We start from the raw sequence: 24930 nt of genomic DNA, 5'->3' as shown, positions 1-24930 counted from the left end.
GAAGGAACGAATGGAGCGCGTTACGACCTGGTTTACCTCTGATAATCAACCGCCCCTCTATGACCGACAACTGGTGTGGATTGCACTGAGTTTAATGGTCGTCGGGTTGGTTATGGTGACCTCAGCCTCTTTTCCGGTCAGTTACCGGCTTACGGATCAACCGTTCCATTTTATGATTCGTCATGCGATATTCCTGATACTTGCCATAGGCGTCTCAACCGTGACGCTGCAAATCCCGCTCGACAGGTGGATGCGCTATAGCCACTGGTTGCTATGGGTGGCGTTTTTACTACTTTTCGTGGTGTTGCTGGTCGGTAAGTCGGTCAATGGTGCTTCTCGCTGGATCCCGCTGGGGCTTTTCAACCTCCAACCGGCTGAGGTGGCTAAGCTGGCGCTGTTTATCTACATGGCTGGCTATCTGGTCAGAAAGCACAGTGAAGTGCGGCAAACGTTTTTTGGCGGCTTCTTTAAACCTATCTTTATCTTTGGCTTACTTGCGGCACTGCTGCTGAGGCAGCCTGACCTGGGCACGGTTGTTGTGATGTTAGTGACCCTGTTTGGCATGCTGTTTGTCGCAGGTGCCAAGCTGATTCAATTTATTGGTTTAATGCTCGCAGGCTTGCTTGTCGTTGGTGTGTTGATCTGGATTGAGCCGTATCGCATGAGTCGCGTCACCTCCTTTCTAGACCCTTGGCAAGACCCATTTGGTAGCGGCTATCAGCTCACCCAATCACTCATGGCGTTTGGACGCGGTGAGTGGTCGGGTCAAGGCTTAGGTAACTCTATTCAAAAGTTAGAGTATCTTCCCGAAGCGCATACCGATTTCGTTTTTGCCGTGCTGGCTGAGGAGCTCGGCTTTATTGGTGTTGTGCTGATCCTAATGTTGATCTTTAGCCTAGTGTTAAAAGCGGTGTTTATCGGTAAACGGGCACTCGAGCAAGGGCAGAATTTTGGCGGTTATTTAGGGTTTGGTATCGGCATTTGGTTTGCGTTTCAAACCCTGATCAATGTCGGCGCTGCAGCGGGGATGGTACCGACCAAGGGGTTAACCCTGCCTCTTATCAGTTACGGTGGCTCAAGTCTTATCATTATGGCCATCGCCGTCGCAATCCTATTAAGAATCGACTTCGAGTGTCGCGTGGCGGCGATTGGCGATACAGAGCAACAAAAAGAACAACATGATGAAAAAAAATAAACGATTATTAGTGATGGCTGGTGGAACCGGCGGTCACGTCTTCCCTGGATTGGCTGTCGCTAAGCAATTGCAACAGCAAGGCTGGGAGGTTCGCTGGCTTGGCACCGCCGACCGAATGGAAGCCGATTTGGTGCCCAAGCACGGTATTGAGATTGATTTTATCAAGGTCAAAGGCCTGCGCGGTCAGGGCGTGCTTAAGCTGCTCCAAGCGCCATGGCAGATCGCTAACGCGATACTTCAGGCACGCCGCTACATCAGGCGTTGGCAGCCTGACGCTGTGCTTGGTATGGGGGGCTATGTGAGTGGGCCTGGTGGTGTTGCGGCTTGGTTATCAGGGGTGCCTGTCGTGCTGCATGAGCAAAATGCCGTCGCTGGGTTGACCAACAAGTGGCTATCTAAGATTGCGACGCGAGTGTTTCAGGCTTTTGACGGTGCGTTTACTGATGCACAAGTGGTGGGGAATCCGGTACGTAGCGATGTGGCCAGTATTTCCCATCCTGATAGTCGATTGATTGAGCGGGACGGCGATATTCGCATTCTAGTGATGGGAGGCAGTCAGGGCGCGCGGATACTCAACCAAACCTTGCCCAAAGTGATGGCGGAGCTCGGTCAGGGCTTTGAAACCTTTCATCAAGTAGGAAAAGGCAACCAGGCGCAAGTGGAAGCGGATTATCAACAAGCTCAGGTCGAGAAATTTACCGTGAGTGAGTTTATTGATGACGTTGCTGATGCTTATCAGTGGGCCGATCTCGTGGTTTGTCGTTCAGGTGCCCTAACGGTGTCTGAAGTGTCTGCTGCCGGTGTGGGTGCGGTGTTTGTCCCCTTTATGCATAAAGATCGTCAACAGGCACTCAATGCCGATCACCTTGTAGAAGTGGGCGGTGCGTACATGATTGAGCAGCCAGATTTAACAGTTGGCAAAATGGCTGATACTATTCGCAACCTTGATCGCTCGGCATTGCTTGATATGGCGCAAAAAGCACGTGCAGCAGCTTTGCTTAACGCCGATGAGGTTGTGGCCAAGGCTATCGTCGATATAACTGAACAACGAGATAAATAGATGACCATCAAACATAAACAAGATTTAGCTCAGATTCGTGCCATGGTGCCAGAGATGCGCCGGGTGAAGTGCATTCACTTTATCGGTATTGGTGGCGCAGGCATGAGCGGGATAGCCGAAGTCCTGCTCAATGAGGGTTATACGATCACGGGCTCAGATATCGCCGAGAATGCAGTCACTCAGGGTTTGGTTAAAAAAGGGGCCGAGGTGTTTATCGGCCACCAGAGTAGTAATGTGGCTAAGGCCAGTGTCGTCGTGGTCTCGACGGCAATTAACGAAGAAAACCCAGAAATCATTGCTGCTCGTGAGGCGCGTATCCCAGTTGTTCGCCGCGCAGAGATGCTGGCTGAGCTGATGCGCTTTCGCCATGGTATCGCCGTGGCTGGTACGCACGGTAAAACCACGACTACAGCATTGGTTACCCAGATTTATTCAGAGGCGGGTCTTGATCCGACATTCGTTAACGGCGGTCTGGTAAAAAGCGCCGGCACCAATGCGCGTCTTGGCTCAAGTCGTATTCTGATCGCTGAGGCGGATGAGAGTGATGCCTCCTTCTTGCACCTCCAGCCAATGGTCAGCATCGTGACCAATATCGAAGCGGATCATATGGACACCTACGGTGGTGATTTCCAGACCCTCAAGCAGACGTTTATCGATTTCCTGCATAACTTGCCATTTTATGGCCAGGCCATCATGTGTGTTGATGACGAAGTCGTGCGTGAATTGATCCTTCAAGTGAGTCGCCAGGTGATCACCTATGGTTTTTCTGATGATGCTGACGTCAAGATCACCAACTATCGCCAACAAGGTCAGCAAGGCATGTTTACCGTCACACGCCGTGGTCGCGCTGATCTGGATATTACCTTGAATATTCCAGGTCGTCACAACGCCCTTAATGCTGCGGCGGCCATCGCAGTGGCCACCGAGGATGATATTTCCGATCAGGCTATCTTAGCCGCGATGGTTGGCACTCAGGGCACAGGACGCCGCTTTGAGCACTTGGGCAGCTTCGACACCGGCAGTGGTGAGGTGATGCTAGTGGATGATTACGGCCATCACCCAACCGAGGTCGATGTGACCATTAAGGCAGCTCGCAATGGTTGGACGGATAAGCGCTTGGTGATGATTTTTCAGCCGCACCGCTACAGCCGTACTCGCGACCTCTATGATGACTTTGCTAATGTTCTGTCTCAAGTCGATGTGCTGATCATGCTTGATGTGTACTCTGCGGGCGAACAACCTATTGCGGGTGCCGACAGTCGATCTTTGTGCCGAACGATTCGTGCTCGCGGTGGAATCGACCCAATTTTTGTCGCTGAGCAAGATTCTCTACCAAATGTGCTAGCAAACATCATTCAAGACAGTGACCTAGTATTGACACAGGGTGCCGGTGATGTCGGTAAAGTGGCGAAAAAATTGGCAAAATTTGAACTGAATGTCAATAAAATGGCAGCCAGTGATTGAATCGAGCCATAAATCACATCCCATTGTGATTTATTGCTATCTTTGTTTGCTACTTTTTCATGCCTTTGTATAATCCCAAGGTTAAAGCAAGTGAATAAACCCTTGAGAAAAGGGGCGTCTTTGAAAGGATTGCCAGAGTGTTGCTAGACACCCTTCAAACGGAAGAGAGCCACACAAACAGATCACTAGTAAAAAAACACGCCCCAGGGCTGACGTTTTTGCTGGTGGTTTTGTTGTTGTTTTCCTTTCTACTTCACTCCGTAGTTTCCTGGATGTGGGATGAGCATCGCCTCCCTCTGTCGAAGCTCCTTTTACAGGGAGAGATGAACTACGTGACCGCGAAAGACGTCCAAAAAGCGCTGTCGAATATTGATCATATTGGCACGTTTATGTCTCAAGATGTGGATGTTATCCAGCAGTCGGTTCAAGCCCTGCCTTGGGTAGCTCAAGCCTCAATTCGCAAGCAGTGGCCCGATACGATCAAAGTCTTTCTCACTGAACACAGTGCAGAGGCCATTTGGAACGGTCAAGTGCTACTGAACCCGCAGGGGGAGCTGTTTGATGGTGACATTGGTTTACTCAGAGAAGACAAGGTCAAGTTATATGGGCCGATGGGTACTCAGGTAGAGGTGATGGAGACTTGGCGACATTTGATGCAGGTTTTCACCAGACTAGATTTAGAGATCACCTCGCTGGTGCTCAACGAGCGGCGCGCATGGCAGATCATACTGGATAACGGTATGCGGCTTGAGTTAGGTAAAGAGTCTCTCGATGAGCGTATAGCGCGCTTTGTGTCTCTTTATCACCAGCTTGGTGAGCAGGCACAGCGCGTGAGTTACATCGACTTACGATATGACACGGGAGCCGCGATAGGCTGGTTCCCACCACAGGACATAGAACAAGAGATAACCAATGACTAAGGCCAGTGACGACAACATTATTGTTGGTTTGGATATCGGTACAGCGACAGTATCTGCTCTGGTGGGCGAAGTGCTTCCTGATGGGCAAATCAATATTATCGGTGCCGGTACAAGTCCATCTCGTGGTATGGACAAGGGCGGCGTGAACGATCTTGAATCCGTGGTCAAGTCGGTACAGCGTGCGATTGATCAAGCCGAGTTGATGTCTGAGTATCAGATCAGCTCAGTGTACCTTTCCCTCTCTGGCCGCCATATTGCGAGTCGAATCGAGAAGGGAATGGGAACTATTTCTGATGAAGAAGTGTCCCAAGATGACATGGATCGCGCCATCCATACCGCAAAATCAATTAAAATTGGTGAAGAGCAACGGATCTTGCATGTTATTCCGCAGGAATTCACCATTGATTATCAAGAAGGGATTAAAAACCCACTTGGTTTGTCCGGTGTCCGTATGGAAGTCAGCGTTCATTTAATCAGCTGCCACAATGACATGGCGCGAAATATCATTAAAGCCGTAGAGCGATGTGGACTGAAAGTTGAACACCTCGTGTATTCTGGTTACGCCGCAAGTAATGCTGTTATCACTGAAGATGAGCGCGAACTGGGCGTGTGTGTAGTCGATATTGGTGCGGGCACGATGGATATTTCCATCTGGACAGGCGGTGCATTGCGCCATACCGAAGTGTTTACCTATGCCGGTAATGCTGTGACCAGTGACATAGCTTTTGCGTTTGGCACCCCAGTTGGCGATGCCGAAGAAATTAAAGTCAAGTATGGTTGTGCGCTGAGCGAATTAGTCAGCAAAGACGATACGGTTAATGTCCCAAGTGTTGGGGGACGTCCTTCTCGAAGTTTACAGCGACAAACGCTGTCGGAAGTGATAGAGCCACGCTACACTGAATTGATGGGGTTGGTTAATCAAACTATTGATTCAGTTCAAGCTAAGCTGCGTGACGAGGGGATTAAACACCACCTCGCCGCTGGTGTAGTACTCACCGGTGGTGCTGCGCAGATTGAGGGATTAGTTGAGTGTGCGGAACGTGTGTTCCGTAACCAAGTCCGAGTAGGTAAACCCCTAGAGGTCAGCGGCCTGACTGATTATGTCAAAGAGCCGTACCACTCGACGGCAGTTGGATTACTTCATTATGCAAAGGATAGCCAAGTAGGGGACGAAGTAGAGTTCAGCGAGCCAAGACGTCAGTCAGTCTCGAATCTATTTGGTCGTTTGCGTAATTGGATACAAAAAGAGTTTTAACCTGAACAACAGGGACAAAACGGAGATAACAAATGTTTGAACCGATGAATGAAATGTCAGACGATGCGGTAATTAAAGTCGTAGGTGTTGGCGGCGGCGGTGGTAATGCTGTTGAACACATGGTGAGAGAGTCTATTGAAGGTGTGCAGTTTATGACTGTAAACACCGATGCACAGGCTCTGCGCAAGACCACTGTAAATAGTGTTATCCAGATTGGTGGTGATATCACTAAAGGCTTAGGTGCTGGCGCCAACCCACAAGTGGGTCGTGACGCAGCATTGGAAGACAAAGAGCGTATCAAGGAAGAGTTGGTTGGCTCTGATATGGTGTTTATCGCTGCCGGTATGGGCGGTGGTACGGGTACTGGTGCGGCACCGGTGATTGCTGAGGTCGCGAAAGAACTCGGCATTCTGACCGTTGCTGTCGTAACCAAGCCATTTAGCTTTGAAGGCAAAAAGCGCTTGGCATTTGCTGAGCAGGGTATCGATGAGCTATCAAAGCACGTCGACTCTCTGATCACGATTCCAAACGAAAAACTGCTTAAAGTCCTTGGCCGTGGCATTACGCTCCTTGAAGCTTTTGCCAGCGCGAATGATGTATTAAAAAATGCGGTTCAGGGTATTGCAGAGCTAATCACCCGTCCTGGCATGATCAACGTCGACTTTGCCGACGTGCGTACTGTGATGTCTGAGATGGGCCACGCAATGATGGGTAGTGGTATCGCCAGAGGCGAAGACCGCGCCGAAGAAGCGGCAGAAATGGCTATCTCAAGCCCACTGCTTGAAGACATCGATTTGGCCGGTGCTCGAGGCGTGTTGGTGAACATCACCGCTGGCCTTGATATGCGTCTGGATGAATTTGAAATCGTTGGTAACACGGTTAAGGCTTTTGCCTCTGACAATGCGACTGTGGTTATCGGTACATCTCTAGACCCAGATATGGCCGACGAGATCCGTGTGACAGTAGTGGCTACAGGCATCGGCAACGAGCGTAAACCAGACATCACACTGGTTGCGGGCGGCAAAGCGAAAGCGGCCGCTGCACCACAAGCGGCACCTGTTGCGGCTCAGCAGCAGACCGTTATGGCGAAAGAAGAGAAAGTTGCGCCTAATTTACAGCAACCAAGCGTGCAGCCAAGTGCCCCTGAAGTAAACCCAGCGGCAGCGCAACCAGCGGCACCAAGTGTTGGCAACGCCAGCAGCCAAACCGCTGCAGCGCCGAAGCAAGAGAAGGAAAATGGCTACCTAGATATTCCGGCTTTCTTGCGTCGCCAAGCAGACTAACTGAACCACGTCAACTTCTTGCCAGAGTCAAAATTTGACTTTGGTCAAGAAGCTGGTACGATCACTAGCTGCTAACGGACACAAACGCCGTTTGTAATATTGTTGTAGAGGCAAGCAGATGATTAGACAACGTACATTAAAAGAAATTGTGAAAACAACTGGTGTGGGTCTCCACTCTGGTCGTAAAGTCACGCTTACGCTACGTCCAGCCGCTGCTAATACCGGTGTGGTTTACCGTCGTACTGACTTGAATCCACCAGTAGATTTTCCGGCAAATGCGGAATCTGTTCGCGATACCATGCTGTGTACTGCTTTGGTTAATGACCAAGGGGTGCGTATTTCAACCGTAGAGCACTTGAATGCAGCGCTTGCGGGTATGGGGATCGACAACGTTATTATTGAAGTAGACGCGCCTGAGATCCCAATTATGGATGGCAGTGCGAGCCCGTTTGTGTACCTGATCCAGCAAGCCGGTGTTGAGACACAAAACATCGCCAAGCGTTTTATTCGCATCAAGAAGCCTGTGCGCATCGAAGATGGGGATAAGTGGGCAGAGCTTGTGCCGTACAACGGTTTTCGTATGGACTTCGAGATCGATTTTGACCATCCGGCAATTGATAGCGATGAGCAACGTCTGTTGTTTGACTTCTCATCTCAAGGCTTTGTTAAAGAGATCTCTCGCGCACGTACTTTTGGTTTTATGCGCGACATCGAATACCTTCAGTCGCAAAACCTAGTCCTAGGTGGTAGCTTCGACAACGCGATCGTGTTGGACGAGTACCGTATTCTTAACGAAGAAGGTCTACGTTTTGAAAACGAGTTTGTTACTCACAAGGTACTTGATGCGATCGGTGACCTGTACATGTGTGGTCATGCCATTGTTGGTGAGCTGCGTGCTTACAAATCAGGTCACGGCTTGAACAACCAACTACTGCGTGCAGTGCTTGCTGACCAAGAAGCGTGGGAGTGGGCAACCTTTGAAGAAGAGGTGGGCTCACCTGTTGCCTTCGGCGAGCCAAATTTGGTCTTTGCATAAGCAAGCCAAAATAGAATCATTGAAAACCAGGCGTTCGCCTGGTTTTTTCTTTTCTGGTTGTTTCTTTTCTACTTAGAAGAGTTCTGCACATTCATCGATAATTGCACCGTTCAACCTCGCTTATTGGTCACTGCGTCGCTTAGACAGTTGAGCGATCCGTTCGAGGCGGACACGGACTTTATCCGGTGCATTGGCAGCGATATGCATGAGATTATTGGCAGCGCTTTCTGAGATCGGCTCGCGTTTTTTCGCCACAGGCGCTTGGTGACGCTGGCGATAGATCTCTGGATTGATTTTAACCTCGATGGCCATCAATCGCGCATAGCCTAAGTGGCGGGCCTGGTTGAGGATATTGAGTCGATCATAGTCAAGTCGCATCTTCACCGCGGCTGAGGCCGCCTCAATGATCAAAACGTTGTCATCAATATTGGCAACACGGCAGTGATCTTCCACTCCCTTAGGCAAGATCGTTTTGATCATCTGTTGAACGGCTAAGATCTGTTGTGCCTTGTCTTGGATCTTTTTTAGCGTGTCGCTACTGGCGATCTCGGATGTCGAGGTGGGGCGGTGGTCACGCATAGTAATCCTTTGCTTTGTCACTATATACCCTTGTCATGTTACGCCACAATCGCGAAAACCACTAGCTTCAGGCACGTCAAACCAGAACCACTGTTTATAATCGCAGCAGTTATCGGCTGAAAACTAATTGTGAGTCAAACAAATGCACGCAGAATTGGTCGTTAAGTCAAAATTTCCTTAAACTGTCATCACTTTTTGATTTGATGCCTTGAAAATAATGCCCCTTGTCACCATATGGTCGTTATATGGTATATCTCAGTATTGTTAGTTTTGCATTGCTCGTGACGCGAGAATAGAGAAATGACGACAACGGACAGAGACTCAAGGCTTTAAGCGATCCAATTGGGATTGGACAACGAGAGATTCACAGAAAATGATAACTAAGTTACTGACCAAAGTTATTGGTAGCCGCAACGATCGCACCTTGCGTCGTTTAAGAAAAATTGTAAAAGAGATCAATAACTACGAGCCGAGCTTTGAAGCCCTAAGTGATGATGAGCTGAAAGCGAAAACGGTAGAGTTCCGCGAGCGTATAGAAAAAGGTGAGTCACTGGATCAACTTCTTCCTGAGGCATTTGCCACCGTACGTGAGGCATCAAAGCGTGTCTACGGTATGCGTCATTTCGACGTCCAGCTCATTGGTGGTATGGTGCTTAACGCCGGTCAAATTGCAGAGATGCGCACCGGTGAAGGTAAGACGCTGACTGCGACCTTACCTGCCTATTTGAACGCGCTAGCGGGCAAAGGTGTTCACGTCGTAACCGTGAATGACTACCTTGCAAAGCGCGATGCTGAGACCAACCGACCTCTATTTGAATTCTTGGGCATGTCTGTTGGCGTTAACGTGCCAAACATGGCGCCGCAAGAGAAGAAAGAAGCTTACCTAGCGGACATTCTTTACGGTACCAACAATGAGTTTGGTTTTGACTACCTGCGTGACAATATGGCGTTTCGCAGTGAAGATCGCGTGCAGCGCGAGCGTTTCTTCGCGGTTGTCGATGAGGTGGACTCCATCCTGATCGATGAGGCGCGTACACCGCTGATCATCTCAGGTCCTGCTGAAGATAGCTCTGAGCTGTACACGCGCATCAATACCCTGATCCCATCGCTTGAGAAGCAAGATCAAGAGGACTCAGAAGAGTACCGCGGTGACGGCCACTACACGGTTGACGAAAAATCCAAGCAGGTTCACCTAACCGAAACGGGTCAAGAGTTCGTTGAAGAGCTACTGATCAAAAACGGTCTGATGGAAGAGGGTGATACTCTCTATTCACCAGCGAATATCAGCCTTCTTCACCACGTAAATGCAGCGCTTCGTGCCCACGTGCTATTTGAGCGCAATGTCGACTACATCGTCACCGATGAAGGCGAGGTGGTGATCGTTGATGAGCATACCGGTCGTACCATGCCGGGTCGTCGCTGGTCTGAAGGTCTGCACCAGGCAGTAGAAGCCAAAGAAGGCGTGAAGATCCAGAATGAAAACCAGACACTGGCATCGATCACCTTCCAGAACTACTTCCGTCTGTACGAAAAACTCTCGGGCATGACAGGTACTGCTGATACTGAAGCCTTCGAATTCCAATCTATCTACGGTCTAGAGACCGTGGTTATCCCAACCAACAAGCCGATGATCCGCGATGATATGGCGGATGTAGTCTACCGTACTGAAGCGGAAAAATTTGCCGCGATCATCGAAGACATCAAACTGCGTGTTGAAAAAGGTCAGCCGTCTTTGGTGGGTACTGTATCGATTGAAAAATCGGAGCTGCTGTCAAACGCACTGAAAAAAGCGGGCATTAAGCACAACGTTCTTAACGCTAAATTCCACGAGAGAGAAGCTGAAATTGTTGCTGAGGCTGGCATGCCAAGTGCGGTGACTATTGCGACCAACATGGCCGGTCGTGGTACCGATATCGTGCTAGGTGGTAGCTGGCAGGCGAAAGTTGATCAGCTCGATAATCCATCACAAGAGCAGATTGATGCGATCAAGGCTGACTGGAAAGTGGTTCACGACCAAGTCCTTGAGTCAGGTGGTCTACACATCATCGGTACTGAGCGTCATGAGTCTCGCCGTATTGATAATCAGCTACGTGGTCGTTCTGGTCGTCAGGGTGATGCAGGTTCATCGCGCTTCTACCTATCGATGGAAGATTCACTGCTGCGTATCTTCACCTCTGATCGCATGGCAAGTTTGATCCAAAGCGGCATGGACGAGGGTGAAGCGATTGAGAGTAAGATGCTATCTCGTTCAATTGAAAAAGCACAGCGTAAAGTAGAAGGTCGTAACTTCGATATTCGTAAACAGTTGCTTGAGTTCGATGATGTGGCGAACGATCAACGTAAAGTAGTTTACGAACTACGCGATGAGTTGATGAGCGCCGACGACATCAGTGACATGATTGCCCATAACCGCCAGGATGTGATCACTAGCGTGATTGATGAGTACATTGCGCCGCAATCTCTTGAAGATATGTGGGACGTTGAAGGGCTGCAAGAGCGCTTGAAGAACGACTTTGATCTCGATGCATCAGTTAAGCAGTGGTTGGATGATGACGACAAACTGTATGAAGAGGCACTTCGCGAGAAGATCCTTGAGACAGCGGTTGAGGCATACAAAGAGAAAGAGAGCGTGGTTGGCGAACAAGTGCTGCGCAACTTTGAGAAGTCAGTCATGCTTCAGACCCTAGATACGCTGTGGAAAGAGCACCTTGCGGCAATGGATCACCTACGCCAAGGCATTCACCTGCGTGGTTACGCGCAAAAGAATCCGAAGCAAGAGTACAAGCGAGAGTCGTTTGAGCTGTTTGAAGGCCTGCTGGATACGCTGAAGATGGACGTTATCCAAGTGCTTTCTCGTGTTCGCGTGCAGCGTCAAGATGAAGTGGAGCGTATGGAAGCTCAGCGCCGTGCTCAAGCAGAAGCAGCAGCACGCCTTGCCCAAGCCCAGCACGCAACTGCTGAGAACCAACTGGCAGACGGTGAGCAAGAGCAAGTGGAAGGCAATCAACCTGTGGTTCGCGAAGAGCGTAAAGTGGGCCGTAATGAGCCTTGCCCATGTGGTAGCGGTAAGAAGTACAAACAGTGTCACGGTAAAATCAGCTAATTGACACTTGATGTCCATATTGTGAAGAGTCGCCTAGGCGGCTCTTTTTGTATCAGGAGAAATGATGAAACGCACTCATATAGTGGCTGGGATTATTTTTAATCACGACAAAACCGAGATTTATATAACCAAACGACCCGATGATAAACACAAGGGAGGCTTTTGGGAGTTTCCTGGCGGCAAGGTCGAGAGCGGAGAGAGCATCGAGCAGGCGATTGCGCGTGAGCTTGATGAAGAGATCGGTATTCGCGTGACGGAGCAGACCCATTTCCAGCATCTCGAATATGACTACCCAGAGAAGTCACTAATGTTTGATTTTATCTCAGTTGAGCAGTTTGAAGGGCAGCCTTATGGCAAAGAAGGGCAACAGGGGCTATGGGTGAGGATAAATGAGCTGGCCAACTACACCTTTCCGGAGGCTAATGTGCCCATTTTGCATCAGGTAATAGAACAATTCACGCCTGAAAGCTAACTCACCACTAGCCAGGCAACAGATTTGTTGTTAGGTTAGATGGCACGTCAGGATCCCCCAAATGGAAAGTTGGTTGACTGAGCGAATTGATGGCATGAATAGCCATGACCATCGGCGTACAATACGCAGCAATGGATTAAGCTGGTGTAGATGATAAGAATGGAGAAAAAGCAATGGTAAAAATTGCAGTTGCAGGTGCTGCAGGTCGCATGGGCACAAACTTGGTTAAAGCAACCTTGAGTAACCAACAAGCGCGCTTGGGCAGTGGCTCTGAGCGTCCAGAATCATCACTGATTGGTGTTGATGTCGGTGAACTGTGTGGCGAGGGTAAACTGGATATCGCTTTGGTTGATAGTTTAGAAAATAGTGTCGACGCTTTTGATGTGATTATCGACTTTACCACACCAGCGAGCACACTCGCTAATCTCGAACTGTGTAAGAAACACGGCAAGAAGATTGTGATTGGTACCACAGGCTTTAGTGAGCAAGAGCGCCAGCTGATAGACCAATATGCTGAGCAAATTCCAGTGGTGATGGCTCCGAACTACAGTGTTGGTGTGAACCTCGTGTTTAAGCTACTTGAGAAAGCGGCCAAAGTGATGGGTGATTACACTGACATTGAGATCGTTGAAGCACACCACAGACACAAAGTCGACGCCCCATCGGGAACCGCGATCGGCATGGGTGAAGCGATCGCTGGAGCAATGGGTAATAAGCTTAGCGATGTTGCCGTGTATGCGCGTGAAGGTATTACCGGTGAGCGCACCAAAGATGAGATCGGCTTTGCCACCATCCGTGCTGGCGATATCGTTGGTGAGCATACTGCAATGTTCGCTGACATTGGCGAGCGCGTCGAGATTTCTCACAAAGCGACCGACCGCATGACCTTTGCTAACGGCGCGGTCAAAGCAGCGGTATGGCTAGATGCCAAACCTGCTGGCTTTTACACCATGACTGATGTGTTAGATTTGAACAATCTATAATTACATAACTATGCGCTAACAGTGGTTGGCGCACATTCCTCTTCCTGTTGTATTTATCGCCAAAGCTCCTTCTCCCTTTGCCTATTTTCGCATCACTTAATGTCTATTTCTTTGCTTTAGTTGGTTTTTTGTTGTTAAGTCTCCAAAACTAGCAATAAACTATTAAAGCCAACGTTTGCTATTCTGGTTTGATTGTTATAACTCTTTGTAGAGTGATAAATACCCGTGTGCTTCACCAAATATTCATGAAATTGACCTTTTGATCGTCTAAAAGTGTCTTTTTTAGTAGCTATAAGGCATTTGGTCTCATTAGCGATGAAATGAGGGTTTTTATTTGGGCTTTTTCTTGACAGGTGTGAGGTCGGTCACTAGAATACCGCCAATTTGTCTGCATTACCTGATTCTGATGCGTTATCGCGAGAACGAAGACGGATTAGCATTTAAATCTTTTTTCTTTGCATATTTATTCTGGAGGTTGTCTTGAGCAATTCAGCACTGTTGGTCCTAGAAGATGGGACAGTGTTCCACGGAGTTTCCATTGGCGCAGATGGTTCGTCCGTTGGCGAAGTCGTTTTTAATACCTCAATGACGGGGTATCAAGAGATCCTCACTGATCCTTCTTATTCTCAGCAAATCGTTACCCTTACTTATCCTCACATTGGCAATACCGGAACCACTTCCGAAGACGAAGAATCTTCTTCAATCCATGCCCAAGGCCTTGTGATCCGCGACCTTCCTCTTATCGCTTCTAATTTCCGTAGTGAACAATCTCTTTCTGATTACCTTAAATCACAAAACATTGTCGGTATCGCAGATATCGATACGCGTAAGCTAACGCGTATTCTACGTGAGAAGGGTGCTCAAAACGGTTGCATCGTTGCTGGTAACAACATCGATGAAGCATTGGCACTAGCGAAAGCCAAAGAGTTCCCTGGCTTAAAAGGCATGGACTTGGCGAAAGTTGTGACAACTAAAGAAGCCTACCCTTGGAAGCAAGGTTCATGGACGCTGACTGGCGGCCTACCAGAAGCGAAAAGTGACAGCGAACTGCCATTCCACGTAGTGGCGTATGATTTCGGTGCTAAGCGTAACATCCTGCGCATGCTGGTTGACCGTGGCTGTCGCCTGACCGTTGTTCCTGCTGAAACCTCAGCAGAAGAGGTGCTTGCTTTGAACCCAGATGGCGTATTCCTATCGAATGGCCCTGGTGACCCTGAGCCATGTACTTACGCGATTGAAGCGACCAAGGTGTTCCTAGAAAAAGGCCTGCCAATCTTCGGTATCTGTCTAGGTCACCAAATCCTAGCACTTGCGTCTGGTGCGAAGACGGTGAAGATGAAGTTCGGTCACCACGGTGCTAACCACCCGGTTAAAGATCTTGACCGCAACGTGGTTATGATCACCTCTCAGAACCACGGCTTTGCGGCTGATGAAGCAAGCCTACCTGAGAATCTACGTGCGACTCACGTATCGCTATTTGATGGCTCACTGCAGGGTATCCACCGCACTGATAAGCCAGCATTTAGCTTCCAAGGTCACCCAGAAGCGAGCCCAGGTCCACACGACGCAGCGCCGCTATTTGACCACTTCATTGAACTCATCAAACCGTTTGTTTCAAACAAGCAAAGTAAAGCGTAAGTTGGAGTAGTAAGAGAATGCCAAAACGTACTGACTTAAAAAGTATTCTAATTCTAGGTGCTGGCCCGATCGTTATCGGCCAGGCGTGTGAGTTTGACTACTCTGGTGCTCAAGCTTGTAAAGCACTACGCGAAGAAGGTTACCGAGTAATTCTAGTTAACTCGAACCCAGCGACTATCATGACTGACCCTGATATGGCGGATGCAACTTACATCGAGCCAATCCAGTGGGAAGTTGTGCGCAAGATCATCGAGAAAGAGCGTCCAGATGCGGTTCTACCAACCATGGGTGGCCAGACTGCACTTAACTGTGCTCTTGACCTAGAGAAGCACGGCGTACTGGAAGAGTTCGGCGTAGAGATGATCGGTGCGACAGCTGACGCTATCGATAAAGCTGAAGACCGTTCTCGCTTTGATAAAGCGATGAAGTCTATCGGCCTTGAGTGTCCTCGCGCAGATACAGCCAAAACCATGGAAGAGGCTTACAAAGTCCTCGATATGGTTGGCTTCCCATGTATCATTCGTCCTTCATTTACTATGGGTGGTACCGGTGGTGGTATCGCGTACAACAAAGAAGAGTTCGAAGAGATCTGTCGTCGCGGTCTAGACCTATCTCCAACCAACGAGCTTCTAATCGATGAATCTCTGATCGGTTGGAAAGAGTACGAGATGGAAGTCGTACGCGACAAAGCGGACAACTGTATCATCGTATGTTCTATCGAGAACTTCGATCCAATGGGTATCCACACTGGTGACTCAATCACTGTGGCGCCAGCACAAACCCTGACCGACAAAGAGTACCAGCTGATGCGTAACGCATCGCTAGCAGTACTACGCGAAATCGGTGTAGAGACAGGTGGTTCAAACGTACAGTTTGGTATCAACCCGAAAGATGGCCGTATGGTTATCATCGAGATGAACCCACGTGTATCTCGCTCTTCAGCGCTAGCGTCTAAAGCGACCGGTTTCCCAATCGCGAAGATTGCGGCGAAACTGGCAGTGGGCTTTACCCTAGATGAGCTACAAAACGACATCACAGGTGGCGCGACTCCAGCTTCATTTGAGCCAACCATCGACTACGTTGTGACTAAGATTCCTCGCTTTAACTTCGAGAAATTCGCGGGTGCTAACGACCGTCTAACCACGCAGATGAAATCTGTGGGTGAGGTAATGGCGATTGGTCGTAACCAGCAAGAGTCACTGCAAAAAGCACTACGTGGCCTAGAAGTTGGCGTGAACGGCTTTGACGAGATGGTTGACCTTGATGCACCTGACGCACTGACTAAGATTCGTCACGAGCTGAAAGAAGCAGGGGCAGAGCGTATCTGGTACATCGCGGATGCATTCCGTGCCGGCATGTCTGTAGAAGGCGTGTTCAACCTAACCGCTATCGACCGTTGGTTCCTAGTTCAAATTGAAGAGCTAGTTAACCTAGAGAACGAAGTGAAGACAGGTGGTTTCGCTGGTCTAACTCAAGACGTTCTGCGCAAGATGAAGCGCAAAGGCTTCTCTGATGCGCGTCTATCGTCAATCCTAGGTGTGTCTGAGAGCGAAATTCGTCGTCTACGCGACCAGTTCGACATTCACCCAGTATACAAGCGCGTCGATACCTGTGCGGCTGAATTCTCTTCAGATACGGCTTACATGTACTCCTCTTACGATGAAGAGTGTGAGGCGCAGCCAACTGACAAAGACAAGATCATGGTTCTTGGCGGTGGTCCAAACCGTATCGGTCAAGGTATCGAGTTTGACTACTGTTGTGTACACGCATCACTAGCGCTGCGTGAAGACGGCTATGAGACCATCATGGTTAACTGTAACCCTGAGACAGTTTCTACCGACTACGACACCTCAGATCGTCTGTACTTTGAACCAGTTACTTTGGAAGATGTGCTGTCAATCGTACGTGTTGAGAAGCCAAAGGGCGTTATCGTTCAGTACGGTGGTCAGACACCACTGAAACTGGCTCGTGCACTAGAAGCGGCTGGCGTGCCAATCATTGGTACTAGCCCTGACGCTATCGACCGCGCAGAAGACCGTGAGCGCTTCCAAGTGGCTGTTGACCGTCTGGGTCTGCTACAGCCAGAGAACGCGACGGTAACGACGCTTGACCAAGCGGTTGAGAAGTCGCGTGAGATCGGCTTCCCATTGGTTGTACGTCCTTCTTACGTACTGGGTGGTCGTGCTATGGAAATCGTGTACGATGAGCAAGACCTACGTCGCTACTTCAACGAAGCAGTAAGCGTTTCTAACGAGTCTCCAGTCCTTCTAGATAGCTTCCTAGACGATGCGGTAGAAGTTGACGTTGACGCTATCTGTGACGGCGAGCGCGTTGTGATCGGCGGCATCATGGAGCACATCGAGCAAGCGGGTGTTCACTCAGGTGACTCGGCATGTTCTCTTCCAGCTTACACGCTAAGCCAAGAGATCCAAGATGTGATGCGTGAGCAAGTTGAGAAGCTGGCGTTTGAGCTTGGTGTTCGTGGTCTTATGAATACTCAGTTCGCGGTTAAGAACGACAAGGTTTACCTAATCGAGGTTAACCCGCGTGCTGCACGTACCGTACCGTTCGTATCAAAAGCGACTGGCGCACCACTAGCGAAAATTGCTGCTCGTGTAATGGCAGGTCAATCTTTAGAGTCTCAAGGCTTTACCAAAGAGATCATTCCACCATACTACTCAGTGAAAGAAGTGGTTCTACCGTTCAACAAGTTCCCAGGTGTTGACCCACTCTTGGGCCCTGAAATGCGCTCTACTGGTGAGGTAATGGGTGTTGGTGCAACGTTTGCTGAAGCGTACGCAAAAGCAGAGCTTGGTTGTGGCAATGTTTACCCTGAGGGTGGCCGTGCACTACTGTCTGTTCGTGAAGGCGACAAGCAGCGCGTTGTAGACCTAGCGTCTAAGCTGACTAAACTTGGCTACCAGCTAGATGCGACTCACGGCACTGCAGTTATCCTTGGCGAAGCGGGCATCAACCCACGCCTAGTTAACAAGGTACACGAAGGTCGTCCACACATTCTTGACCGTATCAAGAACAACGAGTACACCTACATCGTTAACACGGCTGCTGGCCGTCAAGCGATTGAAGACTCAAAAGTACTTCGTCGTGGCGCCCTAGCAGAGAAAGTGAACTACACCACAACGCTAAACGCGGCGTTTGCAACTTGTATGGCTCACACGGCTGACGCTAAAGTGTCAGTGACTTCTGTTCAAGAGCTGCACGCTCAGGTGAACAAAGCGTAAGTCATTTAAGACTGACTAATCAAACCCGCTCCTTGTGAGCGGGTTTTTTATTATCTAAGAAGGGACGTGCTCAGAACCGCTCAGGGGCGAGGGACGGGTTACACTTCGTTCCGAGGTGCGAGTATTCTTTGCGCTTCAATGCCCTCACTTCCAGTTATTACACCACACAATTAAGTTCGTGCCGGCACAGGGTGAGCTTTGGTGTCGTCTGATTCATACCTTCCTAGTTTGCAACCCTCGACTAACTGGTTGGGAACATCACTGGAGATTGCTCTTTTTCGAGCTGAGTAGAGCTCATATTTTGCTATTTGCTGGGCTGAAGTTCAGTAAAAAGAGGAGAGTTCAAAGTGCTGTCGCCGTTTATTATTGAATACGCCAGTGGTCTAAAGCGTGATACAGCGTTGCTTGCCAGTACCAAGCGTTAGTATTGAGTAAAGGGCGTTAAAGTCTCAAGAGGTGCTAGACGTAAGGGGGAGAAATTAAGTCGATAATATTGATTAGCAATGAGATAGGGGCTGTTGCCATCAGCAAATAGCGCAGAGGCTTTTGACTAGCTTGTAGCAAGCTGCAGACTTTTCTCGCTTCTCATCTCTTTGAGCGAAAAGCAAAAAAAAGGCCCACCTTATATGTAAGGTGGGCTTCTATATACGTGTGGTTGATTAAGCAGTTAACGCGAGAATCAGACCAGGTAGAAGGACAAAGATTGACAGTAGGTAACCTGCAACAACCAGTTTGTTCTTCACGGCGAGTTCAGCGATGTAATCTGCGCCTTTGACTGGGATTTCACGCAGTACTGGTACAACGAAGATAACCAAAGTTGCCAATACGTTGAACACCAAGTGAACCAGAGCGATTTGCAGGGCGAAGACGGCAAACTCACCGGTAACCGCGGTTGCTGCGAGTAGTGCTGTGATGCAGGTACCGATGTTCGCACCAACAGTGAATGGGTATACCTCACGTACTTTGAGTACACCTGAGCCAACGAGTGGAACGATAAGGCTGGTTGTGGTTGAGGAAGATTGAACCAAAACCGTTACCACAGTGCCTGATGCGATACCGTGAACCGGGCCACGACCAATCGCGCTCTTTAGAATGTCACGTGCACGACCAACCATCAGTTTCTTCATCAGTTTGCCCATCACGGTAATAGCACAGATGATGGTCACAATCCCCAAGGCAATCAGTACGATACCACCGGTCGTCGAACCTAGACCCTCAAGTGGAGCTTGTACCGCAGAAACAACAGGCTTGGTCAGTGGGCCAATAAAATTTAGGCCTTTCATGCTGATATCGCCCGTCGACATAAATGGTGATACCAACCAATGAGAAATTTTATCCAGAATTCCGAACATGATCTCAAGTGGTAGGAAGATCAATACTGCGACCAAGTTGAAGATGTCGTGAATGGTCGCACTAGAGAACGCGCGCTTAAACTCGGTATTGCAACGAACGTGACCAAGGCTCACGAGCGTATTGGTCATCGTGGTACCGATATTCGCACCCATAACCATCGGGATAGCGATCTGTACTGGTAGGCCGCCAGCAACCAAACCAACAATGATTGAGCTTACTGTGCTCGATGATTGAGTTAGGGCAGTGGCCACAAGGCCAATCATTAGGCCCGCAATCGGGTGAGATGCAAATTCAAATAGCGCTTTCGCTTGATCGCCAGTTGCGAGTTTAAAGCCGCTACCAACCATCGATACTGATACAAGTAGCAAGTACAACATGAATGCCAAGTTTGCCCAGCGCATCAGGTTAGACTTTGCTGACACTGGTATCGCTGTCGTGTTCGCTTGGTTAATCATAATTATCTCCGTGTGGCCAATGTGCTTTGTTTGTGACCGTGTGTTTAATCTGTGGCGATGTTAGGCAATGAATGTGTCATTTATATGACAGAAATAAGTAAGGAAGAGATTAAGTTTGTTGCGCAACGGACTGTGTATATAAGATGCTGTTTATATTGGTTAAATAATGGAATTATTAGCCAGTTTTTTTAGGGATTTAATCTGTAAATTATGACGTATACACTTAGTTAAGTTCGGTTTTTATCTTTGTTTATGGTCATTATTTCGTATATTTCGATTTATTAGCTGTCATATCGATAATGGGTAAAACAACTCAGCGACAACAAGCGCTATGTTCGCACCTAAAGTGGTTAAATAACCATCATAAGTATCAGCAAAACTGATATGTTACCTATCGTTGGCTGATTAATTCTCATTGATAGGTATAATGTTGATTATCTTTTTGACCAGCAGAGCGGCTTCGCAGTAAATGTCACACCTCAATTACAATCACCTCTACTATTTTTGGATGGTTTGCAAACAAGGCTCCGTTACCAAAGCCGCCGACGCACTGTTTTTGACCCCACAAACGGTTACCGGTCAAATCAAGGCGCTTGAAGAGCGTCTAGACGGTAAGTTGACCAAGCGAAACGGCCGCAGCGTTGAGCCGACAGAGCTTGGGCAGCTGATCTTTAAATATGCTGATCGCATGTTTGGTTTGAGCTATGAGATGCTGGATATCGTCAACTACAGTCAGCGCTCTAACCTGCTTTTTGATGTGGGGGTTGCGGATGCCTTATCGAAGCGCTTGGTGAGTAAGATCTTGATGTCCACGGTGCCTGATGACAACAGCATTCACCTGCGCTGTTTTGAGTCAACCCATGAGATGCTGCTTGAGCAGTTATCTCAGCACAAGTTGGATATGATTTTGTCTGACTGTCCGGTGGACTCAAGTCAAAGCCCTGGCCTGTTTAGTAAGAAGCTGGGTGAGACTAAGATGAGCTTCTTCTCGATCGGAGAGATCGATATCAGTAACTTCCCAGCGATTTTGGAGGAGAAGAAACTGCTTATTCCAGGCAGCCGTACCTCAATGGGACGCAAGGTGATCCAGTGGTTTGACCGCCAAGGATTGACACCAAATATCTTAGGTGAGTTTGACGATGCGGCGCTGATGAAAGCGTTTGCGACCTATCATAACGATGCATTGTTCTTGGCACCGACCGTCTATCGCTCGGAGGTAGAGAAAGAAACACCACTGCAGATCGTCGGACATTTCGATGAGATCCGTGAGGAATACTACGTGATCTTCGCTGAACGTATGATCCAGCATCCAGCTGTTAAGAATATCTGTGATGCCGATTATTCGGCGTTATTCCAATAAAGCGCGCAAGGAGCAGTGATGGATATCGAGCTGATGCAGCAGCAGTCTGCCGCCGCGGTAGTGGTACTCAAGGCGATGGCCAATGAGCGTCGCTTGCAGATACTTTGTCTACTGCATGAGCAAGAGCTATCGGTAGGGCAGCTTTGTCAGCAGATGGCGCTGAGTCAATCAGCGTTATCTCAACATCTCGCCTGGCTAAGGCGTGACGACTTGGTGGCAACACGTAAAGAGGCCCAAACGGTTTACTACACCTTGAGAAGTAGTGAGGTGAAAGCGCTTATCGCCACCTTACATCAGCTTTACTGTCAGTAGGCTGCACAGGTTGGGCAAAATTTAGATATAAAAAAACCGGCCAAGGCCGGTTTTTTTCTTCACTGGAAATCGAAGTTCTATTAAAGAGCTTTGATTTGTGCAGCGAAACGAGACTTGTGACGAGCAGCTTTATTCTTGTGAATAAGGCCTTTAGTCGCCATGCGGTCTAGTAGAGGTGTAACTGCAGCGAATGCAGCAGTTGCAGCTTCTTTGTCGCCTGCTTCGATAGCAGCAACAGTTTTCTTCATGTAAGTGCGCATCATAGAACGACGGCTAGCGTTGTGCTGGCGACGTTTCTCAGCTTGGATAGCGCGCTTCTTAGCAGATTTACTATTTGCCAAGGGTCTAACTCCCAAAAACTTAGTTCGGTGACAATTTAAGGGCAGGGACTATCCCTCATACGCGCTTAAATGTCAAATGATTTGTGCAAAAACCACTCGCTACCAAACAAATTTTGGTAAGAAAAGGTCTTCACGGTTAAGATGGCGGGGATTCTATCAGTATTTTTACACCAATGCTAATACTTATCTGCTCTTCGCTGGAGATTCATGTCACTATAGAAAGAGTTGCTGGGTAAAGTTATTAATAAATAGAGGTAAAAGTGAGTAAACGTCTTCTCAAGTCAGGCATGATTGTCAGTGCCATGACGTTGATATCGCGTGTTTTGGGTCTGGTCCGCGATGTCGTAGTGGCCAACTTGATGGGCGCCGGAGCCAGTGCGGATGTGTTCTTCTTCGCCAACAAAATCCCCAACTTTCTACGACGTTTATTTGCCGAGGGCGCCTTTTCACAAGCCTTCGTTCCGGTATTAACCGAATATCACGCCAGTGGTGATATGGACAAAACCCGCCAATTGATTGCCCGTGCGGCAGGCACGCTGGGCGTGATTGTCTCTATTGTTACCCTGTTAGGCGTACTGGGTTCTGGGCTGGTCACGGCGCTGTTTGGCTTTGGTTGGTTTCTTGATTGGGTGAATGATGGTCCGTCGGCGGGTAAGTTTGAACTGGCGAGCTTCATGTTGAAGATCACCTTTCCTTACCTGTGGTTTATCACCTTTGTCGCTTTGTCAGGGGCAATCCTCAATACTTTAGGTAAATTTGCCGTCTCCTCATTCACACCAGTCTTCCTGAATGTGATGATTATCCTTAGTGCCTGGTTGATTGCGCCGCAACTTGCCCAGCCAGAGGTTGGCCTAGCCATTGGGGTCTTCTTAGGTGGTCTGGCTCAGTTTCTGTTTCAACTCCCCTTTTTGATCAAGGCGGGTGTGATGGTCAAGCCTCAGTGGGGGTGGCACGATCCTGGTGTGGTTAAGATCCGTACGCTGATGATCCCCGCTTTATTTGGTGTCTCGGTCAGCCAGATCAACTTGCTGTTTGATACCTTTATTGCCAGTTTCCTTCAGACTGGCTCGATAAGCTGGCTGTACTATTCTGATCGCCTGCTTGAGTTTCCCTTAGGCCTGTTTGGTATTGCCATTGCAACAGTTATCTTGCCCGCACTATCACGCAAGCATGTGGATGCGCAGGGTGAGGGTTTCGCTCACACCATGGACTGGGGGGTGAGAATGGTACTGCTGCTCGGTATCCCTGCCATGCTCGGTTTGATCGTACTGGCTAAGCCTATGCTGATGGTGCTGTTTATGCGCGGTGAATTCGGCCCACAGGATGTCCATCAGGCGTCACTGTCTTTGACCGCTTATGCGGCGGGTCTGCTCAACTTTATGCTGATTAAGGTATTAGCGCCGGGCTACTATTCGCGCCAAGATACCAAAACGCCGGTTAAGTTTGGCATCATCGCCATGGCATCGAACATGGTGTTTAATGCCATCTTTGCTTGGTTCTTTGGCTACGTAGGCCTTGCGATCGCCACAGCCCTCTCTGCCTTGGTCAATATGACCTTGCTCTACTGGGGGCTGCATCGCGATAAGGTCTACCAATTGACCGAGCTGACGCTAATCTTCGCTGCTAAGTTAGTCATTGCCGGTACAGTGATGGTGGCATTGCTGCTCTGGCGCTTAGAAGAGATGACGGTGTGGCTTGAGTGGTCGTTGGCTCATCGAGTGCTCTCATTGGGTCTGCTCATTGCCATGGGAGCGGTGAGTTACCTCGTCTCATTGGGCTTACTCGGTGTTCGTTTGCATCATTTAAAGGCAATCACTGAATGATACAAGACAGGTCGGCGGTGTTTAGTATATAATCCGGCAGTTTCACGTAATGCGATTAACAGGTCATAGTAGATTCCAATGGAATTAATTCGTGGTATTCATAACCTTTCCCCGCAACATCACGGCAGTGTGTTGACGATAGGAAACTTTGATGGCGTACATCTTGGGCACCAAAAAGTGCTCGAGCAAGTGACACAGCAAGCAAAATTGCTGGGGTTGCCATCAACGGTAATGACCTTTGAGCCACAACCTTTGGAGCTGTTTGCGCGCGATAAAGCGCCAGCGCGTCTGACTCGATTGCGTGATAAGTTTGTTCAACTGAGTAAGTTGGATATTGATCGGCTGCTGTGCGTCAACTTTAACCGCCACTTTGCCAGCCTGTCGGCAGATGAGTTTATCCAACAACTGCTGATCAAACGATTGGGGGTAAAGTTCCTAGTCGTTGGTGATGACTTTTGTTTTGGCAAGGGACGAGAGGGCAACTTTGCCATGCTCCAGCAGGCCGGACAAGAGTATGGATTTGAGGTGGTGAGCACACAAAGTTTTTGTCTTCAGGAGCAGCGCGTAAGTAGTACCGCTATTCGTGAAGCACTGGCGAGCAACCACCTCGCTGCGGCAAAGCAGATGCTGGGTCGAGATTACAGCATCAGCGGTCGCGTTGCCCACGGGCGAAAGCTAGGACGAACCATAGGGTTTCCTACCGCGAATATTCCACTCAAGCGCTGCGTATCGCCAGTCTCTGGAGTGTTTGTGGTTGAGGTCCATGGGATAGCAGACACACCTATCGGCGGTGTTGCCAACATAGGCCAACGCCCGACTGTGAATGGTGTGCGCCAACAATTAGAAGTGCACTTGTTTGATTTCCATGCCAATCTGTATGGAAAACAGCTTGAGGTGTCGCTTCTGCATAAGCTTAGAGATGAGCAAAAGTTTGCGTCTTTTGCCCTTCTCAAACAACAAATTGAATTGGATGCTGAGGCAGCAAGGGTGTGGCTGCGTCAGCTTGAAGACCAAGTGGTTTAGTTCGCTGCTTGGCATAATGTCTAACTGTCACCC

General features: G+C 49.0%; 19 protein-coding genes. 16 read left to right on the top strand and 3 right to left on the bottom strand.

What is annotated here, in order from left to right; translation table 11 throughout:
* The first annotated feature begins 10 nt into the window (after window positions 1-10).
* From ftsW to lpxC, 7 genes are all read left to right on the top strand, one after another.
* Window positions 11-1195 (top strand): cell division protein FtsW, encoded by a 1185-nt coding sequence (gene ftsW, locus ACZ5R2_RS15510; RefSeq protein WP_464902388.1) that lies wholly within the window; start codon window positions 11-13, stop codon window positions 1193-1195.
* The gene (gene murG, locus ACZ5R2_RS15505; protein WP_464902387.1) at window positions 1182-2255 is read left to right on the top strand and encodes an undecaprenyldiphospho-muramoylpentapeptide beta-N-acetylglucosaminyltransferase; all 1074 of its coding nucleotides are present in this window, start codon (window positions 1182-1184) and stop codon (window positions 2253-2255) included. Before ftsW ends, murG begins: the two co-directional genes overlap by 14 nt.
* Window positions 2256-3719 carry a UDP-N-acetylmuramate--L-alanine ligase gene (gene murC / locus ACZ5R2_RS15500; protein WP_464900206.1) on the top strand — a complete coding sequence of 488 codons (1464 nt, stop codon included), beginning with the start codon at window positions 2256-2258 and terminating at the stop codon, window positions 3717-3719.
* A gap of 137 nt (window positions 3720-3856) precedes the next feature.
* On the top strand, window positions 3857-4639 hold the full coding sequence (locus ACZ5R2_RS15495) for a cell division protein FtsQ/DivIB (protein ID WP_464900205.1): 783 nt from the start codon (window positions 3857-3859) through the stop codon (window positions 4637-4639).
* Window positions 4632-5894 (top strand): cell division protein FtsA, encoded by a 1263-nt coding sequence (gene ftsA, locus ACZ5R2_RS15490; RefSeq protein ID WP_464900204.1) that lies wholly within the window; start codon window positions 4632-4634, stop codon window positions 5892-5894. Before ACZ5R2_RS15495 ends, ftsA begins: the two co-directional genes overlap by 8 nt.
* A gap of 32 nt (window positions 5895-5926) precedes the next feature.
* Window positions 5927-7177 (top strand): cell division protein FtsZ, encoded by a 1251-nt coding sequence (gene ftsZ / locus ACZ5R2_RS15485; RefSeq protein ID WP_464900203.1) that lies wholly within the window; start codon window positions 5927-5929, stop codon window positions 7175-7177.
* A 118-nt stretch (window positions 7178-7295) separates the two neighbouring features.
* Window positions 7296-8213 (top strand): UDP-3-O-acyl-N-acetylglucosamine deacetylase, encoded by a 918-nt coding sequence (lpxC, locus tag ACZ5R2_RS15480; protein ID WP_438460957.1) that lies wholly within the window; start codon window positions 7296-7298, stop codon window positions 8211-8213.
* A 120-nt stretch (window positions 8214-8333) separates the two neighbouring features.
* Here lpxC and ACZ5R2_RS15475 read toward each other — a convergent pair whose 3' ends face one another.
* A complete protein-coding gene (locus ACZ5R2_RS15475) occupies window positions 8334-8792 on the bottom strand; it encodes a DUF721 domain-containing protein (RefSeq protein WP_464900202.1) in 459 nt (152 codons plus the stop codon).
* Window positions 8793-9165: 373 nt separating this feature from the next.
* On the opposite strand from ACZ5R2_RS15475, the gene secA reads away from it, so the two are divergent.
* The 5 genes from secA to carB all read left to right on the top strand — a co-directional run bounded on the left by secA (window position 9166) and on the right by carB (window position 18230).
* Complete coding sequence (gene secA / locus ACZ5R2_RS15470; protein WP_464900201.1) at window positions 9166-11895, top strand: preprotein translocase subunit SecA; 2730 nt, start codon at window positions 9166-9168, stop codon at window positions 11893-11895.
* 64 nt (window positions 11896-11959) lie between these two features.
* Entirely contained in the window at window positions 11960-12367 is a 408-nt protein-coding gene (gene mutT / locus ACZ5R2_RS15465; protein WP_464900200.1) for an 8-oxo-dGTP diphosphatase MutT, read from the top strand.
* Window positions 12368-12540: 173 nt separating this feature from the next.
* Entirely contained in the window at window positions 12541-13350 is an 810-nt protein-coding gene (dapB, locus tag ACZ5R2_RS15460; RefSeq protein WP_464900199.1) for a 4-hydroxy-tetrahydrodipicolinate reductase, read from the top strand.
* A gap of 480 nt (window positions 13351-13830) precedes the next feature.
* Window positions 13831-14988: a glutamine-hydrolyzing carbamoyl-phosphate synthase small subunit gene (carA, locus tag ACZ5R2_RS15455; RefSeq protein ID WP_464900198.1), complete on the top strand. Its 1158-nt coding sequence runs from the start codon at window positions 13831-13833 to the stop codon at window positions 14986-14988.
* 17 nt (window positions 14989-15005) lie between these two features.
* Window positions 15006-18230: a carbamoyl-phosphate synthase large subunit gene (carB, locus tag ACZ5R2_RS15450; protein WP_464900197.1), complete on the top strand. Its 3225-nt coding sequence runs from the start codon at window positions 15006-15008 to the stop codon at window positions 18228-18230.
* 659 nt (window positions 18231-18889) lie between these two features.
* Here carB and ACZ5R2_RS15445 read toward each other — a convergent pair.
* Window positions 18890-20038: a Na/Pi symporter gene (locus ACZ5R2_RS15445; RefSeq protein WP_464900196.1), complete on the bottom strand. Its 1149-nt coding sequence runs from the start codon at window positions 20036-20038 to the stop codon at window positions 18890-18892.
* A 469-nt stretch (window positions 20039-20507) separates the two neighbouring features.
* Here ACZ5R2_RS15445 and nhaR point away from each other — a divergent pair, with 469 nt between their 5' ends.
* Together nhaR and ACZ5R2_RS15435 are read left to right on the top strand one after the other, a co-directional pair.
* Window positions 20508-21398 carry a transcriptional activator NhaR gene (gene nhaR / locus ACZ5R2_RS15440; protein ID WP_464900195.1) on the top strand — a complete coding sequence of 297 codons (891 nt, stop codon included), beginning with the start codon at window positions 20508-20510 and terminating at the stop codon, window positions 21396-21398.
* 18 nt (window positions 21399-21416) lie between these two features.
* Entirely contained in the window at window positions 21417-21710 is a 294-nt protein-coding gene (locus tag ACZ5R2_RS15435) for an ArsR/SmtB family transcription factor (RefSeq protein WP_464900194.1), read from the top strand.
* A gap of 80 nt (window positions 21711-21790) precedes the next feature.
* On the opposite strand, the gene rpsT is transcribed toward ACZ5R2_RS15435, so the two are convergent.
* On the bottom strand, window positions 21791-22051 hold the full coding sequence (gene rpsT / locus ACZ5R2_RS15430; RefSeq protein WP_164647432.1) for a 30S ribosomal protein S20: 261 nt from the start codon (window positions 22049-22051) through the stop codon (window positions 21791-21793).
* 260 nt (window positions 22052-22311) lie between these two features.
* Here rpsT and murJ point away from each other — a divergent pair, with 260 nt between their 5' ends.
* Both murJ and ribF read left to right on the top strand, forming a co-directional pair.
* Entirely contained in the window at window positions 22312-23874 is a 1563-nt protein-coding gene (gene murJ, locus ACZ5R2_RS15425; protein WP_464900193.1) for a murein biosynthesis integral membrane protein MurJ, read from the top strand.
* Between the two features lie 78 nt (window positions 23875-23952).
* Window positions 23953-24897: a bifunctional riboflavin kinase/FAD synthetase gene (gene ribF / locus ACZ5R2_RS15420; protein WP_464900192.1), complete on the top strand. Its 945-nt coding sequence runs from the start codon at window positions 23953-23955 to the stop codon at window positions 24895-24897.
* Window positions 24898-24930 lie beyond the last annotated feature (33 nt).

It is taken from the genome of Vibrio sabulosilitoris (assembly GCF_055391395.1).
Note: the sequence above shows the minus strand (reverse complement) of the source record. Positions and strands in the feature narration are given on the sequence as shown.

Bases quoted from the DNA above. Each gene is read 5' to 3' on its own strand.
- ftsW (WP_464902388.1), top strand. From the start codon at position 11: ATGGAGCGCGTTACGACCTGGTTTACCTCTGATAATCAACCGCCCCTC.
- murG (WP_464902387.1), top strand. From the start codon at position 1,182: ATGAAAAAAAATAAACGATTATTAGTGATGGCTGGTGGAACCGGCGGT.
- murC (WP_464900206.1), top strand. From the start codon at position 2,256: ATGACCATCAAACATAAACAAGATTTAGCTCAGATTCGTGCCATGGTG.
- ftsA (WP_464900204.1), top strand. From the start codon at position 4,632: ATGACTAAGGCCAGTGACGACAACATTATTGTTGGTTTGGATATCGGT.
- ftsZ (WP_464900203.1), top strand. From the start codon at position 5,927: ATGTTTGAACCGATGAATGAAATGTCAGACGATGCGGTAATTAAAGTC.
- lpxC (WP_438460957.1), top strand. From the start codon at position 7,296: ATGATTAGACAACGTACATTAAAAGAAATTGTGAAAACAACTGGTGTG.
- ACZ5R2_RS15475 (WP_464900202.1), bottom strand. From the start codon at position 8,792: ATGCGTGACCACCGCCCCACCTCGACATCCGAGATCGCCAGTAGCGAC.
- secA (WP_464900201.1), top strand. From the start codon at position 9,166: ATGATAACTAAGTTACTGACCAAAGTTATTGGTAGCCGCAACGATCGC.
- mutT (WP_464900200.1), top strand. From the start codon at position 11,960: ATGAAACGCACTCATATAGTGGCTGGGATTATTTTTAATCACGACAAA.
- dapB (WP_464900199.1), top strand. From the start codon at position 12,541: ATGGTAAAAATTGCAGTTGCAGGTGCTGCAGGTCGCATGGGCACAAAC.
- carB (WP_464900197.1), top strand. From the start codon at position 15,006: ATGCCAAAACGTACTGACTTAAAAAGTATTCTAATTCTAGGTGCTGGC.
- ACZ5R2_RS15445 (WP_464900196.1), bottom strand. From the start codon at position 20,038: ATGATTAACCAAGCGAACACGACAGCGATACCAGTGTCAGCAAAGTCT.
- nhaR (WP_464900195.1), top strand. From the start codon at position 20,508: ATGTCACACCTCAATTACAATCACCTCTACTATTTTTGGATGGTTTGC.
- ACZ5R2_RS15435 (WP_464900194.1), top strand. From the start codon at position 21,417: ATGGATATCGAGCTGATGCAGCAGCAGTCTGCCGCCGCGGTAGTGGTA.
- ribF (WP_464900192.1), top strand. From the start codon at position 23,953: ATGGAATTAATTCGTGGTATTCATAACCTTTCCCCGCAACATCACGGC.